At 71.7% G+C, this 16,756-nt stretch carries 22 protein-coding genes; 6 read left to right on the top strand and 16 right to left on the bottom strand.

Annotated elements, in window-relative coordinates; translation table 11 throughout:
* The first annotated feature begins 52 nt into the window (after window positions 1-52).
* From GA0070617_RS30880 to GA0070617_RS27340, 6 genes are all read left to right on the top strand, one after another.
* Window positions 53-1,459 (top strand): hypothetical protein, encoded by a 1,407-nt coding sequence (locus tag GA0070617_RS30880; protein ID WP_175440680.1) that lies wholly within the window; start codon window positions 53-55, stop codon window positions 1,457-1,459.
* Window positions 1,460-1,537: 78 nt separating this feature from the next.
* Window positions 1,538-1,885, top strand: a complete 348-nt coding sequence (locus GA0070617_RS27360; RefSeq protein WP_091444919.1) for a hypothetical protein — start codon at window positions 1,538-1,540, stop codon at window positions 1,883-1,885.
* Window positions 1,882-2,118 (top strand): hypothetical protein, encoded by a 237-nt coding sequence (locus GA0070617_RS27355; protein ID WP_091444917.1) that lies wholly within the window; start codon window positions 1,882-1,884, stop codon window positions 2,116-2,118. Before GA0070617_RS27360 ends, GA0070617_RS27355 begins: the two co-directional genes overlap by 4 nt.
* Window positions 2,119-2,131: 13 nt before the next feature.
* Window positions 2,132-2,641, top strand: coding sequence for a hypothetical protein (locus GA0070617_RS27350; protein ID WP_139135788.1), 510 nt, complete (start codon window positions 2,132-2,134; stop codon window positions 2,639-2,641).
* Window positions 2,642-2,649: 8 nt separating this feature from the next.
* Window positions 2,650-3,150 (top strand): hypothetical protein, encoded by a 501-nt coding sequence (locus tag GA0070617_RS27345; RefSeq protein WP_139135787.1) that lies wholly within the window; start codon window positions 2,650-2,652, stop codon window positions 3,148-3,150.
* Window positions 3,151-3,164: 14 nt separating this feature from the next.
* On the top strand, window positions 3,165-3,452 hold the full coding sequence (locus tag GA0070617_RS27340; RefSeq protein WP_091444911.1) for a hypothetical protein: 288 nt from the start codon (window positions 3,165-3,167) through the stop codon (window positions 3,450-3,452).
* Window positions 3,453-3,615: 163 nt separating this feature from the next.
* On the opposite strand, the gene GA0070617_RS27335 is transcribed toward GA0070617_RS27340, so the two are convergent.
* From GA0070617_RS27335 to GA0070617_RS27260, 16 genes are all read right to left on the bottom strand, one after another.
* Window positions 3,616-3,915 (bottom strand): hypothetical protein, encoded by a 300-nt coding sequence (locus GA0070617_RS27335; protein WP_091444909.1) that lies wholly within the window; start codon window positions 3,913-3,915, stop codon window positions 3,616-3,618.
* Between the two features lie 9 nt (window positions 3,916-3,924).
* A complete protein-coding gene (locus GA0070617_RS27330) occupies window positions 3,925-4,239 on the bottom strand; it encodes a hypothetical protein (protein WP_139135786.1) in 315 nt (104 codons plus the stop codon).
* 9 nt (window positions 4,240-4,248) lie between these two features.
* Window positions 4,249-4,629: a hypothetical protein gene (locus GA0070617_RS27325; protein ID WP_139135785.1), complete on the bottom strand. Its 381-nt coding sequence runs from the start codon at window positions 4,627-4,629 to the stop codon at window positions 4,249-4,251.
* Complete coding sequence (locus GA0070617_RS27320) at window positions 4,629-5,483, bottom strand: peptidoglycan recognition protein family protein (protein ID WP_175440679.1); 855 nt, start codon at window positions 5,481-5,483, stop codon at window positions 4,629-4,631. Before GA0070617_RS27320 ends, GA0070617_RS27325 begins: the two co-directional genes overlap by 1 nt.
* 86 nt (window positions 5,484-5,569) lie before the next feature.
* Window positions 5,570-7,333, bottom strand: a complete 1,764-nt coding sequence (locus GA0070617_RS27315) for a hypothetical protein (RefSeq protein ID WP_091444903.1) — start codon at window positions 7,331-7,333, stop codon at window positions 5,570-5,572.
* Window positions 7,330-8,307 (bottom strand): hypothetical protein, encoded by a 978-nt coding sequence (locus GA0070617_RS27310; RefSeq protein ID WP_091444900.1) that lies wholly within the window; start codon window positions 8,305-8,307, stop codon window positions 7,330-7,332. Before GA0070617_RS27310 ends, GA0070617_RS27315 begins: the two co-directional genes overlap by 4 nt.
* A gap of 8 nt (window positions 8,308-8,315) precedes the next feature.
* Complete coding sequence (locus GA0070617_RS27305; protein ID WP_091444898.1) at window positions 8,316-9,494, bottom strand: siphovirus ReqiPepy6 Gp37-like family protein; 1,179 nt, start codon at window positions 9,492-9,494, stop codon at window positions 8,316-8,318.
* Window positions 9,491-10,408: a phage tail family protein gene (locus GA0070617_RS27300; protein ID WP_139135784.1), complete on the bottom strand. Its 918-nt coding sequence runs from the start codon at window positions 10,406-10,408 to the stop codon at window positions 9,491-9,493. The genes GA0070617_RS27305 and GA0070617_RS27300 overlap by 4 nt, the downstream gene beginning before the upstream one ends.
* A gap of 2 nt (window positions 10,409-10,410) precedes the next feature.
* Window positions 10,411-13,800 carry a phage tail tape measure protein gene (locus GA0070617_RS27295; RefSeq protein WP_091444894.1) on the bottom strand — a complete coding sequence of 1,130 codons (3,390 nt, stop codon included), beginning with the start codon at window positions 13,798-13,800 and terminating at the stop codon, window positions 10,411-10,413.
* A gap of 24 nt (window positions 13,801-13,824) precedes the next feature.
* Entirely contained in the window at window positions 13,825-14,121 is a 297-nt protein-coding gene (locus tag GA0070617_RS27290) for a phage tail assembly protein T (protein WP_217628875.1), read from the bottom strand.
* A gap of 17 nt (window positions 14,122-14,138) precedes the next feature.
* On the bottom strand, window positions 14,139-14,537 hold the full coding sequence (locus GA0070617_RS27285; protein WP_091444892.1) for a hypothetical protein: 399 nt from the start codon (window positions 14,535-14,537) through the stop codon (window positions 14,139-14,141).
* A 19-nt stretch (window positions 14,538-14,556) separates the two neighbouring features.
* Window positions 14,557-14,970 (bottom strand): phage tail tube protein, encoded by a 414-nt coding sequence (locus GA0070617_RS27280; protein ID WP_091444890.1) that lies wholly within the window; start codon window positions 14,968-14,970, stop codon window positions 14,557-14,559.
* A 1-nt stretch (window position 14,971) separates the two neighbouring features.
* Window positions 14,972-15,397 (bottom strand): DUF3168 domain-containing protein, encoded by a 426-nt coding sequence (locus GA0070617_RS27275; protein ID WP_091444888.1) that lies wholly within the window; start codon window positions 15,395-15,397, stop codon window positions 14,972-14,974.
* Window positions 15,394-15,756 carry a hypothetical protein gene (locus GA0070617_RS27270; RefSeq protein ID WP_091444885.1) on the bottom strand — a complete coding sequence of 121 codons (363 nt, stop codon included), beginning with the start codon at window positions 15,754-15,756 and terminating at the stop codon, window positions 15,394-15,396. The genes GA0070617_RS27275 and GA0070617_RS27270 overlap by 4 nt, the downstream gene beginning before the upstream one ends.
* Before the next feature lie 2 nt (window positions 15,757-15,758).
* A complete protein-coding gene (locus tag GA0070617_RS27265; protein ID WP_091444882.1) occupies window positions 15,759-16,100 on the bottom strand; it encodes a phage head completion protein in 342 nt (113 codons plus the stop codon).
* Window positions 16,097-16,648, bottom strand: a complete 552-nt coding sequence (locus GA0070617_RS27260) for a phage head-tail connector protein (protein WP_091444880.1) — start codon at window positions 16,646-16,648, stop codon at window positions 16,097-16,099. The genes GA0070617_RS27265 and GA0070617_RS27260 overlap by 4 nt, the downstream gene beginning before the upstream one ends.
* Between the last annotated feature and the right edge of the window lie 108 nt (window positions 16,649-16,756).

Here is a 16,756-nt window from a genome sequence, read left to right as displayed (position 1 = left end):
CGCAACCCTAGCAAGGTTGGCAACTCTTGCAACCCTTGCTAGGGTTGCGGGTATGCAGATCCCCCAGCCGGTCTTGGACGTCGGTGCCGACGTCGCTGCCTGGCTGACCAGCCACGGTCAGCCACTGCTCTTCGGTGCCGGAGCTGTCGGAGCCACCCTCGCCCTGCTGCTGGTCTGGCGCTTCCTGCGCACCGGAGAGGTCCACGAGCGCCTCGGCACCGCCGCCGTCACCCTGGCCACCCTGTTCGCGATGGAGGGCATGTACGAGGTCGCGCGTGGTTCGCTTCGGCTGCCGGTCGGCGTTGCCCTGGTCTTCTGCGCCACGTTCGAGCTGGTGATGCTCCACCAGGGCAGCTTGGCCGCGCACAAGCTCGCCACCGCCGGTAACGGCCCGGCACCGGACATCAGCCGGCACATGCGGATGGTGTGGATCGTCGCCATCGCGTCCGGCGTCATCGCCTCGACCGCGGCCCACAACCTCACCGAGGCCGCTCTCCGTCTCGCCACCCCGCCCCTGGCAGCCGGCATCTGGTACATGAGCCTGCACGCCGACAAGCAGCGGGCCGAGCGGCAGCCATCCCGCTGGATCTGGACCCCGCAGCGCGTCGGCGTCCGCCTGGGCCTGCTCAAGCCCGGCACCGTCGACGACCTCGGCGAGGTTTTCCGGCAGCGCCGGATCGACGCCCTGGTCGAGGCCGGGATGCACCTCTACGCCGAGCGGGAGGCTGCCCGGCTGCACAGCACGGACGAACGCACTCCGCCGGCCGAGGCCACCAAGGCGTCGCGGTGGCGCTGGCGCTGGCAGCCGCAGAAGGGTGACCCTCTGGCTGATGCGCTGCGCCGGGTGCAACGGCTGACGAAGTCGGCTGACGCCGACACGGTGGCCGCTGCCCGCGAGCAACTGCGCCGCGTGCTCTCCATCGGCGACGAGCTGTTCCGCGACGACCGCCAGCCGACCGAGCGCGAGCGGCAGCTGATGGACGAGCTGACGATCGCCATGCGTCAGGTGACCACGAACCTCCGCGCCGACCACCGAGCGGCGTATGCCGAGCCGACCACGACCATCGGCGGCATTCGAATGCCGGCCACGGTCGCGGCCCGGATCCCGGACGAGGTACCGGCCGAGTGGCTGGCACAGCACCGCGTTGTGCCGACCACGGCCGCGCCGGAGCCGACCACGACCACGACCACGACCCCGGAGCCGACCACGACCACGGCCACCGTGCCGGCCACGAAGTCGACCACGCGGCGGCGGCGGACCGTGGTCGCCAAGACCGACCGACCGCCGGCCACGTCCGGCACCGAGGCCGACCGCACGGCCGCTGCCTACGCCTCGTTCCTGGCCGACCGTGGCCGGCCGCCGACCGGCAGCGAGCTTGCGGCCATAGCCGGCGTCAGCAAGTCCTACGCCAACAACTGGAAACGGGCCAACACCGGCACTGCTACCACCGACGACTGACCGATAGCACTACGCGGGGCCCGGCCCACGCCTGGCAGCACCAGCCGGGCCCCGCCCTCACAAGGAGGTAGGACCATCATGACCGCCCTGTTCCGAGTCGCCGGCACTCTGCCGCCCGACTCGCCGCTGCGCCGGCTCGCCGGCCACACCGTGACCCTGCCGGCCCGCGACCGGGCTACCGCCGACCGGCGAGCGGCCGAACTCCGCCAGGCCGGCGCGGTCCCCGTGGTCTGGCAGGTACGCCCCGTGCCGTGGACCTGGATCGCCTGGAACCTCACCGGCGTCGTTCTCGGCGCCTTGGCAGCGGCCATCACCGCCGTGCTGGCCGGCGACCACGCCACCGCGATCCTCGCCACCGCAGCCATGGTCGCCGCCGGCCTCGCTCTGTTCCCCGTTCTCACCCATCACGAGATGGAGAGCCAGTGACCTCCCGGATCTACCGCGTGCACGTCTTCGACGGGCAGTACGAGGTACTACACGATCGGACCTTTACGCAGCAGCTGGACCTGGAGGGACCTGGCGTGGACGGGATTCTCGATCGACTCCTCCAGGCTCTCACCCGGGCTGCCCTAGCCGAGAACGAGCCGATGGACGTCCCCCGCCTGGAAATCCGCGAGGCGCAGAGCGGCGCGAAGGTGCTCGACTGGACGGGGGCCTGACGTGGAACACACCATGTCCCCGACCGCAGTTGCGATCCTGCTACTGCTCGCCATCATCGTCGACTACATGAGCATCGGCCCCAACAGCATCAGGGACCGCATCGCCTTCATCATGGCCGTCCCAGCGATCAAGGAAGGATTCGACGGCAGCCCGGCCGACCAGAAGACCGTCGCCGCCCTCGGCGGAGTCATCCAGGGCCTTCTCGACTCCACCGGAGGCGCGTACATCGCGGGTGCCAGCGTCAACGCCGTCCTCGGCGTGGGCATCGGACTCCTCTGGATCTACACCATCGGCTGCATGCTGCCGGTCAAGAGTTCGAAGCGGCTCGGCAGGTTCGCCACCCTCAGCTGGCCCCAGAGCCCGCTGTACCGACTCAACGGGAAGATGTGGCTCGTCGCCGTCCTGCTCGGCATGATGTCCGACCTTCCCGGCGGCGTCATCGGTGACCTCACCCGCTCGCTCGTCGACATCGTCACCAACATCGTTGCCCCGCTGCCCGCTCTCCTGTTCGGAGCCGCCTGATGCTGCCCATGATCACGTACCTCGCCGCCGCCGATGAACCCGCCCGCGGCTGGGGCGGACCCATCGCCCTGGCCCTCGTCGTTGCGCTGTACGTCACCGGCACGACCCTGCACCACACCTGGCTGCAGCGCCACGATGACCCCTCCCCCACCCGGGAGGCTGACACCGACACTGGTGTCAACACGCAGGTCAACTCGGTGTCTGACACCGATGACACCGACCGTGACACCACCGGCTGGTGGGGGCGGATCGTCGACGTCGGCGGTCACCGCGTACGCCTAACCGACCGGGACCGGCCCGACGTTGACGACGACCAGGACGACGACGAAGACGAGGACCAGGGCCAGGACGAACCGGCGACGATCGAAAGCGTCATCGCACAGATGCTCGATCGGGGTCACCAGTACGCCGAGGTCGTTCGTCACGTACAGGAGGAGTTCGAGGTGTCCGAGGCCACCGCCAAGCGGCGGATCCGTGATGTCCGTGCCTCGCGGATCGCTGCGGCCTGAGCGGGGGAGAACTGATGCGGATCATGCCCACCGAGCGGGCAGCGGCGGAGATCCGCCGGGCGTACGGCGTGTACCGCGCCCAGCACCCGGAGGGCACCGGGTGGATGAGCCTCGCCACCCTCGCCGATCGGCTTGACCTCACCCACGGCGAGATCGAGACCGCGATCCTCCACCTGGTCCGCACTGACCGGCAGTTCACCGTGGTCCCCGAGTCCAACCAGAAGATGCTCACCGTAGCCGACTGGGACGCGGCGGTCTGGATCGGCGGTCAGTGGAAGCACTGGATCTCCTGGGATTGGTGAGTCCTACGGGCGCCGGAGAGATCGCGCTTCCGTAGGGACGCGCCCGGGAGACGCCTTCTCTCAATGTCCAGACACGAAGAATCGCCCCCACCAGGTGGTGGGGGCGATTCTTCGTTGGTCGGCCTCGTCCGGTCCGGTGCCGGTCGTGACCGCGTTGACGATCCTATCGGGATGGTGGTGGCGGCCAGGTGGTGGTCGACCGGATCTGTCGCAGGTGCCCGTCGAGGCCGTAGACCGGGCTGGCCGGCTTGCCCAGCAGCACCCCGAGCCACGGCACCCGGGTCTCCAGCGCGCGGACCAGGGCGTAGTACCCGGCGATGGCCAGGGCCACCATGGCGGCCACCAGGCCGGTGGACGACTCGGCGTCGAGCACAATCCCGGCGCGGCTGGCCAGCCACGCCAGGGCCGCGCCGACCCCGACGGGCACGGCGGTTCGGATGAGGGAGATCAGGTAGTCGTGCATCGAGTCTCCTCAGGGGTTGTTGGTGTCGTCCCGCGCGGACGGCGGGACAGGATCGGGCGGGTTCGGTTCCGCGCCGCGAAGGCGCAACTGGTAGGCGTAGCCGCCGGCGGTGTTGCGCCAGAAGTCCCGGTCGGTCTCTGCCCGGTTGGCGCGCTCGTCGGCCTTGTCGCGGGCCCTGGCCAGGTCTTGAACCGACTCGCGTTCATGTGCCCGGGCGCCGGAGCGCAGGCTGCCGATGCCGCTGAACAGGGCCTGCAGGAACGCCAGCCCGCCGCCGCCGAGCAGTGCGGCGATGACGGCGGTGACCACCTCGGACGTGCTCACGGGGTCCCCCTACTCGCAGGCCTGCCGGGTGGCTTCCCGCCGGACGGTGGCCACGTCCCGCCAGCGGCCGAACAGCAGCAGGGCGAACGCGCCGATGGCCAGGCTCGCGACTGCTGAGGCCGGGGCAAGCGCGGCGGCCAGGACGACGGCGTAGACGCCGTGTGCGGCCCAGAGCAGGGGCAGGCCGAGGTGCTCGCCGATCCACCGGTCGGTGACCGCGCCATACGCCGCGAGCAGGCCACCGATGACGAGGAACGTCGCCCAGAGGTAGACCAGAGGTCCGGTGGCGTCACGCACGCTGGGGGTGGGGTACGCGGCGGCGCCGATGCCGGCGGCCGCCATCATCGTGTACCCCGCGACCCTCGACCACCGGCGCGGCTGGCCCGGCATCAGGTGACCGGGTTGCGGTACGCGGCGGTCCAGGTGTCCGGGCCGAGCAGCCCGTCCACGGCCAGGCCCTGGTCCCGCTGGAACGCCTCGATCAGGGCCCGGTACTCGTCGCCGTACCGGCCGTCGTTGCCGTGCCGGCCCAGGTGCCGCTTGCCCTTGCCGATCGACCAGCCCCGGCGGGCCAGCTGGTCGGCCCAGCCCTTGAGCCAGTCACGGTCCAGCCGGCCGCCGAACCGCCGGCCGTGGTGCCCCGACACCGACCGGTCCGGTCCGGACGCCGGGCCGAAGTAGTGGCCCTTCGGGAGCGGGAACGCCACCGCCGGACCGGGTGCCGGGCTCTTCGCCGGCGGCTTGGGCTTGGGGGCGGGCGTGGCCGGCTCGTCGACGGGCATCCCGGCGTGGACCCACCGGTAGAGCTCGTCACCCGGGCAGGTGGTGGCCGCCAGGTCCCGGTGCCCCCGTCGGGTCAGCTTCCGCCCGGCCCGTCGGCAGGCCTCGTCGTACAGCCACCGGATCGCCCGGCGGACCTCCGGGCTGGCGTCGATCTTGTCCTTCTCGTCGCGGCCGATGAAACAGACCCCGAGGTTGGCGGTGTTGTGGCCGCCGACGTGCGCGCCCTGCGCCGTCCAGCCGCGGCCCTCGTAGATCCGCCCCGAGGCGTCGACCAGGAAGTTGTATCCGATGTCCTGCCACCCCCGGGTATCCATGTGGAAGTCCTGGATGATCCTGGGGGTCTGGGACGGAGACGCCGCGCTGTAGTGGACGACGAAACCGGTCCGGCTCGCCCACTGCACCGTGGGGATGCCTCCCTTCGGCTGCCTGGCACCCCACGCCGACCTGCTGATGATCTTCATTATTGCTGCTCCCATGCGTCATCGGCCGCGCACGCGGATGCGTGGCGGCTGCGGGTGTGGAGGTTCGTCGGCGTTGCCGACGGTGGTCAGGCTGGGTTGAGTGCGACGAGAGCGTGGCCGGACCCGACGCTGTTGGCCAGCGTCCAGGCCGGTCCCTGCGCCTCCACCGGGGCGTCGAGCCGGTAGACGACCTTCGGACCGCCGGACGCGCTCGGCAGAGTGGTCCAGCCGGCGCTCGGGGTGATCTGGTCGGTGGTGTTGTTGTTGGCCTGGACGGCGGCGAGGACGAGCCGGCCGGGCCCGGAAGGGGTGACCAGGTACGCCTCAGGGGTGAGGCTCGCCGATCGGATGCCGGAGGTGACCGCGGCGGAGTCGACCGGGGCGGAGGGGTTGTGGCCGGTGATCTCGTAGAGGCTGGCGTACCCGATGCCGCCTCCGGACATCGCCGCCACGACGCTGCTGAACGTGGCGGTGGCCTGGCAGGTCCAGACCTCGATGCGGCGGCCGACGCTGCCGGAGCTGGGTGCGGCGGTGCGTAGGGTCCAGGTGTTGGCGCCGGCGGTGACGCCGGTGTACTGGTCGGTGGCGGTGGAGCGGGCGAGGACCAGGACGTAGAGCCGACCGGCGACGCCGGCGTAGGTGATGGTCAACGGCGACGTGGTGCCGGGCGTGGCAGAGCCGGCGTGCGTCAGGGTCCAGCCGTCGCCCACCTCGCCACCGGTCTGACCGGTGATCCGGACGTAGGTGAGGTCGTCCACGGACAGGATCGCCGGACCCGGCACGGTCCGGCGGGCCACAAGCCGACCATCGGGCATGGCCTCGACGGGCACCAGGTCCCCGCCGAGGGTGGTGGCCGCGAGCAACCGCCGGGACAGGGGAACGAAGGGCCCGGGGATCTGCAGCAGGGCCTGGCCGGCAGTGATCCCGGTGCAGGACAGTCGGCCGCCGAACCTGACCAGGTCGTTGGTGTCCCACCGGATGGCCAGGGTCTGGACCTCGTCGGAGGTGTCAGCCGCGTAGGCGCCGGTGCTGCCGGGGTCGACCGTGCTGATCGGGGTCCACGCCTGGTCGGAGGTGACCCACCGTCCGCGAGCGTCGATACCGCCGACGTCTCGGCGGATGCTGCCGGCGTCGCGTCGCTGGACGAGCAACGCGCGGCCGGTGCCGTTGCGGGCGATGACCAGCGTCAGCGGGGCGTCCCATGGCTCTTCCTCGGGCTGCTCGGCACGGGGCAAGCCCCGCTCGTTGAGCCAGGAGGTTTTCCGGCCGGCTACCCAGATCTGCCGGATGTCGGAGGCATCGACGGCCGGTGAGGTCGTGAGGGTGACGACCTCCAGGGGCACCGCCAGGGCCCCGACGGTCACGGTGGTCCGCTGATACCGGGTGTCGCCGCGGCTGGTCGTCAGGTAGCCGGGGTGTGGGTCGGCGCGTTCCTCGTGTGCGGGGACGCTGGACGCTGCAGCGAGTTCGGCGGCCGCGCCGGCGGCGGCCTGGGCGAGCTGGGCGGCCTGGGTGGCCTGGGCCTGGGCCTGGCCGGCCAGCTCCGGCATGTCGGTGGTGACCATGAGGACCCGGGGCCCGTCGTCGACGCTGACGTAGAGCTTGGGCTGGGGGCCGAACCACTCTGGCCAGTGCCCGGCCGGGTGCAAGCTGGACGCGGTGACCGGGATCTCGGTGACCGGTGTGCCGGTGGCGTCGGCCAGGTCGGTGATCCGGTTGTCGCCCTCTCGGGCTGCCCAGCACCGCAGCACGCTGCTGGCCTTGAACCGGGCGACGTTGTCGACGCCGGAGATGGTGGCGGTGGTGGTGCTCCAGTCGGCCGGCCCACCGCCGAATCGGAAGAGCGTCAATCTGGGATCCTCCAACTCACGTTCGTGCCGAGGATGGTGTCCCCGACCTTGATGCCGGGGTGGCTGCTGAGGTGGATCTGGCCGGCAGTGCTGGCACCGGCGGAGAAGATGGTCAGCTGCCCGGAGTAGCCGCCGGGCAGGTAGACCGGCATCCGTTGGTCCCGGTTGGGGTGTCGGGCCACGACCGGCACCGTGGCGGGCAGCCGCAGATCCTGGGCGGGGGTGACCGCCGACCCGCCGGAGCGGGTGAACGACCCGAGCCGCAGGGTGACCTCACTGCCGGGCCCGGTGCCCCACTGCTGCAGCACGCTGTCGGTGGTGATGGTCAGGTGGTTCAGCGCCGAGTTGATCACGGTCTCGGTGGTGGGTGCGGCGGTCAGCAGCCACCGGCCGCCGGTGGACACGCGGCCCTGGCTGGTGTCGGTCTCCCAGATTCGACGTCCGGGGGCGTGCGGGGGCCGGGAGGCGGAGGTGCAGACGTAGTCGCCGTCGGTGCCGATGTACCAGCCCAGTCGGGTCAGGGTGGCGTTGGCGACGCTGCCGCCGGCGGGGATCGCGAGCTGCCCGAGGCTGATCTCGAAGACCCCGGATCCGCGCTGCTGGGTGATCGGGGGGAGGGCGCCGCCGGCGACGCCGGTGAGGACGTGGTGCCGGGCCAGCATGGTGGTCCAGGACAGGCGGACGACGATGTGGTCCAGGCGGGTCGCGCCGCCGCTGTTGGCGCCGATGCCGGTGATCATGAGGTCGCCGCCGCCGGGCTCGTCGACGTTGCGGTAGGCCACGCCGCAGAGGCGGGCGGCCGCGCCGGAGCGCAGCCACAGGTTCCCGCCGGACAGGTACAGGGGGGCGGGGTCGGCGGGGGAGCCGAACAGGCCGGAGGCGGAGCCCCAGCCGATGCCGCCGGCGTACTCGGCCTCGGTGACCGCCCCCTCGCCCTCGGTGGGGTAGTCCTCGTGGGGGTAGGAGATCTCCATGGTCCTCCTCAGATCCTCTGGGTGCGGGCGATCCGGCGGGCGAGGGTGCGGTTCTCGCCGACCCAGGCCGGGTCGGTGACGGCGGCCTGGGTGCCGATCAGGGCGATGCGGCGGCGGCCGGTGCTGGGGGTCACCTGCAGGCGGACCGCGCGGACGATGTCGGTGAGCGGGGCGGCTCCGCCGGGGATCACCCGGGCCAGGTCGCCGAGCTGGTAGGCGTCGCCGTAGGTGACCTGTGGGGTGTCGATGGTCTCGGTGGTGACGGTGAGCTGTTCCCGGCCGCCGTCGAGGGCCTCGTCTCCGGCGTGCTGCAGCTGCTCCGGGTCGTCCTCGGACTGGGCGTCGACGAACTGCTCGCTGCGCCACCAGGTGGCCACGGCGTCGGCGTCGACGCGCTCGACGACTGACCGGTCGGTGCCGCGGCCTTCGCCGGCGACGATGGCCGCGGTGCAGGTCGGTGCGGCCTGGACCACCTGCACCGACCGCAGCGTGTCGCTGGGGAAGCTGAACCGGGCGATGTCGGTGCGGTCACGGGGGGCGTACACCTCGGCGACCAGGTCCCGGTCGACCTGGACGACGCGGAACCCGAGGGTGCCGCCGGGTACGCCGGTGCCGCCGAGCACGGCCAGGGCCCGCAGCTCGTCGTACAGGTCGATCCACCGGCTGGTGTAGGTGAGGGTCGCGCCGAGGCCTGCGCCGTCGCCGATGACCAGCTGTGGCACCCGCCGGTAGGACAGGGCGCCGGGCCCGCCGTTGGCGTCGACGAGGGCGAGCATGAGGGTGCCGGCCGGGCCGGTGCCGGTCCACTCGGCCTCGGCGGTCTGCGCGGTGGCGTCCACGGCCGGGTTCGGGTAGGTGATCCGGTTGGCCAGGTGCGCGCCGTCGTCGCCGAAGTCCACTACCCACTTGCCGCCGGCGTCCTCCCCGGCGGCCGACCGGACGTAGTCCGCCGCCTCGATCGGCCCGCTCTTGAAGACCTGGCCCTGGTCGCGGATGACGACCCGGTTGCCGGGGGCCAGGGCCTCGGACAGCTCCGGGTACGCCGCGGCGGTGAACGAGCCGGCGGTGACCTCGTTGACGCGGATCTCGGCGTCGACCTCGGTGTAGCGGATGGGGTTGGATACCGGGACGCAGTGCCGGTCGGTGATGGTGACCTGGGTGTCGTACGGACGGGGCCTGCCGCTCATGGGATCTCCCGCAGCCGCTGGTAGGTGAAGGTGACCCCGGCGCCCGGGCCGACCCCGGACAGCACGATCTCGATGTCGTTGTCGCCCTTGACCAGCGGCCAGGGGTCCCCGGTGAGTGCGCCCCACCAGACCTGGCCGGCCGGGCCGGTGACGGTGGGAGGGTCGGAGGTGATCCGGACCACCTCACCGGCGGCGAGGGGGCCGCCGCCGTCCCACCCGGGGTCGAGGGTCCAGGTCTCACCGAGGGTGTGGTTGATCGCGGTGAAGCCGGCGAACGGGCCCCGCAGCTCGACCTCCGGCCAGGCGTCGGCGTCGCCGTCGTTGCGCAGCACCTCCCGGCCGGGAATCCGGCTCGACGAGACGGACATGAACGGGGCGAGGAACCGGCGGCGGGGCCGCTGAGTCCGCTCGATGACGACCGGGTCGACGTCGCGGAAGTAGCCGCGGGGGCACCACAGTTGGACGGTGGGCTGCTCGTGGCGGCCGATCCGCTCGGGGTGGTTGTCGTAGCTGCCGGGCTCCAGCTCGACGTCGATTTCCCGGACGGTGCCGTCGGCCTGGGCGATGCGCAGCACCCCGCCGCCGAGTAGGGCCAGGCCGAGGGGCCGCCACCGCGCCAACAGCTCCGCCCGGGTACGGCCCCGAACGAACATGTCGAAGGTGATCAGCCTCCCGCTGATCCACTCGTGGCGGGTGACGGTGCCGCCCCGGGCCCGGTCGTCCCGGGTCACCACCCGGGGGGTCACACCGAGGCCGGTCACGGTGCCGTGCAGCACCCAGTACCCCACCCCCCGCCGGGTCAGCGGCCAGTGCGTGCCGGCAGCGTCGATGAACGTCCACTCCTCGACGTCCAGGGACGGCGGCGGCGGGGTGGGCGGTGGTGGGAGCACCACCTGCCCGGCAAGACCTGGCATCCCTACCCCTTCCGTCCGGCCCGGGCCCGCCGGGCCCGGCGGGCCTCGATCGCGGCGATCTGCTGGTCGGTGGGGGCGGCCCCGGCGAAGTGGTAGTGGGTGTCCCCACCGTCACCACCGGCGGCTGCCCCGCCGGCGGGGGGAGGCGGTGGCGGCCGCCACCCCGGCCGCCAGCCGGGCCGGTCCTCACCGCCACTGGGGTGCCCGGCGAAGCTCCACCCGCCCGGGGCCGGGACCGCCGCGGCGGCGAGCCGCCCGGCCGCCCGGGCGACGAGCCGCTGCCCGTCGGCCAGGCCCAGGGCGGCACCCTTGCCGACGTAGCCCATCAGGTCTCGCATCACCCGCGACGGTGATTTGATCTTGAGCGCGCGTTTGATGGCGGTGGCCATGCTCTTGGCGATCCGCAGCATCTGCGACTCGATCGCCTTCTCTTGCTTCTTGAGCCCGGCGACCAGGCCCTTGGCGGCCTTGATGCCGGCCGCGTACAGGGAGTCGGCGACGGTGTTCCCGGTCGCGGTGGCGGTCTTGTCCAGCTCGGTGGCCAGCTTGTTGAGCTCCGCCAGCTCCTTGTCGGTCGCCCCGGCCAGGGCGGCGGCGGTGGCCGCGCCGGCGACCGGTCCGGCCTCGGCGAGCTGCTGCATCAGGTCGGCAGCCAAGCCCCGCTTGGCCAGGGTCTTCATGTTCGCCGCGAAGGCCTTCGCGGCGGTGAGGGACTCGGTGAGCCGGCCGATCATCGACCCGATCGTGGCGGGCTCCTCCGAGTCCTGGACGAGCTTGAAGGACTCGCGGACCTTGTCGGCGGTGTCGGTGGCCAGCTTGGTCCGGGCGGACAACAGGTCGTTGAGGCGCTTTTCCGCGGCGGCCCGGTCGTTGGTGACCTTGGTCAGCCGGGCCGACAGAGTGAGCAGCTGCTTGGTGCCGGCGGCGACCCGGGCCTGCAGCTTGCGCCGCCGGCTGCCGGTGAACTCCTCAGCGATCAGCCGGGACACCTTGGACGAGGCGGCCTTGATGTCCTTCGCTCCGCCGGTGAGGCCCTTGACCAGACCGTCGGTGACGTATCGGCCGAGCTTCGTGGTCACCTTCGACGGCGACCGGATGCCTAGGAACTCGCGGATCTTGGCGGGGATCAGGTTGGTCAGTGCTTGGATCTTGCTGGTCACCATGTGCCAGGCACCGGCGATGCCGTCCCGGAGACCGGCCACGATGTTCTGACCGATGCTGAGCATCTTGCCGTGGAGCGAGGACAGGGCTGACACGATCCGGCCGGGCAGGCCACGTACATAGGAGATCAGCGCGGAGAGCCGGGACACCGCGCCGGCGCGGGCCCGGTCGAACGCGCCCCGGATCACACCGACGACCGCGCTGATCGTGGCGATGACAGCGCGCACCCGGTTGATCGCGCCTCTCACCACGGCGACGATCAACGACCAGGCGGTCGTGATGACGGTGCGCCAGAGGCCTACGACCGTGCGGATGTAGGCGGTGATCCACCCCCACACGGTGCTCACCGCCGTACGGACCATCCGCAGGTACGCCGACACCGCGGCGACGATGAACGCCCAGGCGGCCGGCACGGCGACCTTCAACCAGTTGACGGCGGCGCCGATACCGGTCTTGATCGCGGCCCAGACCGCGAGCACCATGTTGCGGAAGCCCTCGTTCTTCTGCCACAGCAGCACGATGACGGCGACCAGGGCGATGACCGCGATGATGATCAGCCCGAGGGGGTTGGCGGCGAGCGCGGCGTTGAGCAGCCACTGGGCGGCGGCCCAGACCTTGGTCGCCACGGCGGTGGCCACCATCGCGACTCGGGACGCCGCCGCCGAGATCAGGGATCGTTTCTGGGCGGCGTCGCCGGCGGTGGTGGCGGCGGTGGACGCGGCCTGGCCCACGGCCTGGGCGCGCATCGCGGTGGTCGACGCGGTCAGCGCGGTGGCCAGCTGGGCGTTGCTGGCGGCGAGCTTCCGGTTGGCCATCGCGCTGGCGAGGGTGAGCACCGGGGACAGGGCCTGGGCGACGTTCGCGCCGGCCTGCGCGGTCTTGACCAGGATGAGCCCGGCGACGAGGTACGGCAGGGCCTTGGCCAGGACGTCGGCGTTGTCGGCGGCGAACTTCATCACCTCAGCGCCGACCTTGAGGCTGTCGGCCATCCCCGGCCCGGCGTCGGTCTTCAGCTGCTGCAGCACGGGTCCGAGCTGCTGCACTGCGGCGGCGGCGTCGGTGCCGATCTTGTCCCAGTTGACCTTGTCGAGCTTGTCCATCAGCCCGTCGAGGTGCGGCAGGGCAGCACCAGCCATCTGCATGAACGCGCCCTGCACCCTGCGCTTGAACGCCTCGACCTTGGCGGCGGTCGAGTTCTGCAACGTGTCTCCGGCCTTGCCGGCGGCGCCCTCCAGGTCGCCGAGCCCGTCGGCTGCGGTCTTCGGGTTCATCGCCAGCAGCGCGCCCTTGAGGTCCTCGCTCTGGGTACCGAGCAGACCGAAGGCGATCTCGGCGTGGTTGGCCTGACCCTCGGTCTCCTTGAGTTTGGTCAGCACCTGGCCGAGCGCGGCAGCGGCCTGGGGTCCGCCCTTGGCGAAGACCTTCTGCATCCGGTCGGCGTCGAGACCGAGGGCCTTGAAGCTGGCCCGGGCCGACCCGTCGGCCGCCCGGATCGAGAACTCTTTCAGGGCGTCGGCAGCCTTGTCGGCGTTGTACCCACCCTTCTCGATGGCCTGGGACATCATGCCGAGGCTGGTCTGCGCGTTCAGCCCGAGCGACTTGAAATGCACCGAGTACTCGGTGAACGTGTCGAGGAGGTCACCGGACTTGTTGACGCCGAGCTGGGTGCCGCGCACCAGGACGTCGAACGCTTCTTCGGCGTTCTTCGCGATGCCGCTCTTGAGCATCGTGGACACCGAGGCGCCGACCCGGTCGTACTCCTCGCCCATGACCTGGCCGACGGAGATGGCCCGGGCGGCCACCTTCTCGATGTCGGCCGTCGCCGCCTCGGGGTCGATGACCCCGTGCTGCAGCACGCTCTTGACCGCGTCCGCGACCCCCGCCGCGGACTCGCCGAACCCCTTCTTGTAGAGGTCACCGGCCACCTGGCCGGCCTTCGCCGCCGCCTCCGGGGTGGAGGCGATCTGCGTGGCGAGCAGCGCGTCGACCCGGCTCTTCTCCAGGGCCTGGCCGAGGCCCTGGGCGAGCATCCCGCCGGCGGCCACCCCACCGGCGAGAGCGGCGGTGGCGGCGATCCGTCCGACCATCTTCGCGGTCTTGCGGAAGCCCTCGGCGAAGGAGCGGCCGGTCTTCTGACCGGCCCGCTCCGCCACCGGTGCCGCCTGCTCGGCGTCCTTGACGCCCTTGACGTCGACGCCCAACTTGATCAGGAGGTTCGCGATGGTGGCCACGCTGAACCTCCTGATCTTCTGTTGTTACCCCTGGCTGGTGGGCCGCAGGTCAACGCCGCCCATCGCCCGGTTGAGGCCGATCACGATGGCGAGCATCTCGTCGGTGGACTGCTCGCGCCGGCCAGAGCCCCAGGTCATGAGGAAGTCGTCGTACGGGTACGGGGCACGTCGCTGCCGTCCGGTGTTGGCGACGGTGTGGGCGACCAGCGCCGCCAGGCGGTCGTCGCGCTCACCGCCCAGCGGCCCGTACAGCTGCTCGTAGACCTGCCACTCGGTGAGTTCCCGAGACGAGATCCGCGACAGCATCTCGGCGACGGTCATGCCGCCGAGATGCGCTGTCAGGCGGAAGTAGAAGGCTCGCTCGGGTCGTCGGGAAAATCCTCGGTCAGCTCGTCGACGTCCTCGTCGGTCAGCCCGGCGAGGCGCTGGGCGACGTCGTAGACCCGGCCGAGGGCGGCCGCGCTCTTACGGCCCAGGGCCTCGACGTCGTACGGGCGGAACACGGGCTGGCCGTGCTCGTCGACGACCGACGCGGCGACCAGGCGGGCCCGCAGGTTCGCCAGGTTCACGTCGCGGTTCTTGCCCTTGCCCTTGAGACTGCCGGCCTCGAACTTGTCGCGCTCGGTGCCGGACATGCCCTTGACACGGACGGTGCCGCCCCACTCCGGGACCTCGACGTCCTCCCAGGTGGAGTCGTCGACGGCCAGGATCTGGTCGCGGTTGAGCAGGGTGGTCATGGTGGGTAGGACCTCCGGGTTAGGACAGCACGGGCTTGCCGCTGACCTTGAAGGTCAGCGAGGCGGACAGCTTGTCGTCGTACGGCGCGCTGGGCTCGAAGCCGGTCAGGATGGCCTTGAACTCCCAGGTGACGGCGGGGCTGGTGGGGAAGACCAGTTCGTAGGCGCGCGGCTCGTCGTCGTCGAGGTCGGCGACCAGGACGTCGTGCTTGTCCGGGTCGTAGTTGACGTCGACGGACACCTCCCCGCCGTCCTTGAGGGAGCCGAGGTGCTCCGTCCAGGCGTCGGGGCTGTCGTGGGCGGTGACGTCGAGGGTCTCCCGGGACAGGCCGGGACCGCTGATGCTGGTGCTGTTGCCGATGGTGCTGAAGACCTCCGGCTCGGCACCGTTGCCGCGCCGGAGCTGGGTGCCGAAGCCGTCGATGCCGGCCATGTCATGCCTCCTGCTGGGTGTTGACCCGGATTCGCACCGGGACGTGTCGGATACGCGGGTCGGAGTCGCGCAGCGTGCGGACGTCGACGAACCGGATGCTGACCACCCGGTGGCCGACGATGCTGAGGGCGTCGCGCTGGTGGTCGAGCAGCTCGACGAGCGCGGCCACGATCGCCGTGGGCCGGGAGAAGCCGTCGACCTGGTCCCACAGATGCAGGGTGATGTCGGCCTGCCGGCCGAACGAGGTGTGGGTGTTGTCGGGCTCCTCGACGGCCTCACCGATCACCAGGTACGGATGCACCGCCGGCTCGGGGACGTGGTCGTAGATCCGGCCGTCGAGCAGCGCGGTCACGGCCGGGCTGCCGGTCAGCGCCGTGTAGAGGGCCACCTGCAGCGGCCGGGCGACCAGCCGGGCCCGGCCGGTCACCGGTACCGCCGGCTGATCCGCCGGGCGACCGTACCCGCCACCCGCCGCTGCGCCCGGGCGATGGCCTCAGCCAGGGCCGGCTGCGCCGCCTGCGACTTCGTGCCCTCCTCGGGGAAGACCATGTAGTACAGGCCGGGGTCGAAGATGCCGACCTCCACGGCGGCGTCCCGCCGGTCCTCCCGGACCTCGATGCCCTCCCGGCCGGCGCCGGTGTCGGCGGCCGCCGACGTATACCAGTCCTCGCGGACGTCCTCGGCGGCCTCCCGCAGCCCGGCCAGGCCCTCGTGCTCGACGTCGGCGGGCAGCCGGCGCAGCGCCCTCCGTAGCCCAGCCATGCCCTCGATCCGCACCTTCGACACGGTCAGCCCTCCTGTTCGACGTGCTCAGCGGCCGCCCGCAGGTAGATCTGGTCCGAGGGCCGGACCGTGGACATCACCCGCCAGTACGGCCGGGACCCGGGTGCCGCCCCGGCCGGGCGCAGCTCGTCACCACGGCGCACGTTCGCCTTCGGCAGGCAGTAGATGTTCGCGTCGTGCCGGGCACCGGCCTGGTCGGCCTCCACCTGCTCCCGCGCTCGGGGCTGGGAGATCCGTGCCCGGACCGTGCCGACCACCGCCCGGGTCGTGGTGGTGCCGCCGGCACCGTCCGGGGTGCGGGTGGCCCGCCACACGTCGAGCCGGACGGTCAGGGTGTGCCCGATCATGGCCGCGCGTACCGGGCGAGCAGCTCCCGCTCACCGGTGGTGAGCAGCATCCCCGGGGTGTTCCACCGGACCCGGGTGTCACCGATGTCCTCGGAGTCCGCGCCGGCCGGGTTGCGTCGGCCGGCGGCAGCCAACCGTAGGCAGATCCGTCGGACCCGCCGGGCGATGTCCTCCAGCTCGTAGCCGGCCGTGTAGGTGGCCCGGACGGCCCGGTCGTGGCACGGCCACAGCCGGCCGTGGGGCCGCCTGGTCAGCACCCCGGACGCCGACCAGGTGTAGTCGCCCCGGTAGACCAGGACGTGCTCCTGGCCGTCCTCGTCGACCAGGACGACGTCGTCGACGGCGTGGACCGGCCAGCGCGGCAGCAGCAGCGCCTCACCACCGGTGCCGTCGAGCGTGACGGTGTCGGTGGACCGGACCAGCGGCTGGCCGACCTCGTCGTCGATGACCTGCGAAGCGTCTTCCAGCAGCTCGTTCAGCGCGTCCTCGGACTCGTCCTCGGGGCCGATGCGTAGCCGGTTTCGCAGCTCGGTCAGCGTGGCGTACACGGCACCTCCTCTCCGGTGAAACCTGGACGGGGCGGCCAGGCTCGTCGGACCAGCGCGATGATCTGTCCCATGAGGGCGTTTGCCGGGCCATCTGACCGGCGAACCTCA

Source organism: Micromonospora yangpuensis (assembly GCF_900091615.1).
Classification (GTDB): Bacteria; Actinomycetota; Actinomycetes; order Mycobacteriales; family Micromonosporaceae; genus Micromonospora; species Micromonospora yangpuensis.
The sequence above is the reverse complement of the archived record's forward strand: the minus strand, read 5'-3'. Positions and strand labels throughout refer to the sequence as shown.

Bases quoted from the DNA above. Each gene is read 5' to 3' on its own strand.
- GA0070617_RS27320 (WP_175440679.1), bottom strand. From the start codon at position 5,483: ATGAAGATCATCAGCAGGTCGGCGTGGGGTGCCAGGCAGCCGAAGGGA.
- GA0070617_RS27300 (WP_139135784.1), bottom strand. From the start codon at position 10,408: ATGCCAGGTCTTGCCGGGCAGGTGGTGCTCCCACCACCGCCCACCCCG.
- GA0070617_RS27345 (WP_139135787.1), top strand. From the start codon at position 2,650: ATGATCACGTACCTCGCCGCCGCCGATGAACCCGCCCGCGGCTGGGGC.
- GA0070617_RS27325 (WP_139135785.1), bottom strand. From the start codon at position 4,629: ATGCCGGGCCAGCCGCGCCGGTGGTCGAGGGTCGCGGGGTACACGATG.
- GA0070617_RS27350 (WP_139135788.1), top strand. From the start codon at position 2,132: ATGTCCCCGACCGCAGTTGCGATCCTGCTACTGCTCGCCATCATCGTC.
- GA0070617_RS27305 (WP_091444898.1), bottom strand. From the start codon at position 9,494: ATGAGCGGCAGGCCCCGTCCGTACGACACCCAGGTCACCATCACCGAC.
- GA0070617_RS27310 (WP_091444900.1), bottom strand. From the start codon at position 8,307: ATGGAGATCTCCTACCCCCACGAGGACTACCCCACCGAGGGCGAGGGG.
- GA0070617_RS27360 (WP_091444919.1), top strand. From the start codon at position 1,538: ATGACCGCCCTGTTCCGAGTCGCCGGCACTCTGCCGCCCGACTCGCCG.
- GA0070617_RS27290 (WP_217628875.1), bottom strand. From the start codon at position 14,121: ATGACCGTCGCCGAGATGCTGTCGCGGATCTCGTCTCGGGAACTCACC.
- GA0070617_RS27285 (WP_091444892.1), bottom strand. From the start codon at position 14,537: ATGACCACCCTGCTCAACCGCGACCAGATCCTGGCCGTCGACGACTCC.
- GA0070617_RS27340 (WP_091444911.1), top strand. From the start codon at position 3,165: ATGCGGATCATGCCCACCGAGCGGGCAGCGGCGGAGATCCGCCGGGCG.
- GA0070617_RS27335 (WP_091444909.1), bottom strand. From the start codon at position 3,915: ATGCACGACTACCTGATCTCCCTCATCCGAACCGCCGTGCCCGTCGGG.
- GA0070617_RS27280 (WP_091444890.1), bottom strand. From the start codon at position 14,970: ATGGCCGGCATCGACGGCTTCGGCACCCAGCTCCGGCGCGGCAACGGT.
- GA0070617_RS27265 (WP_091444882.1), bottom strand. From the start codon at position 16,100: ATGATCGGGCACACCCTGACCGTCCGGCTCGACGTGTGGCGGGCCACC.
- GA0070617_RS30880 (WP_175440680.1), top strand. From the start codon at position 53: ATGCAGATCCCCCAGCCGGTCTTGGACGTCGGTGCCGACGTCGCTGCC.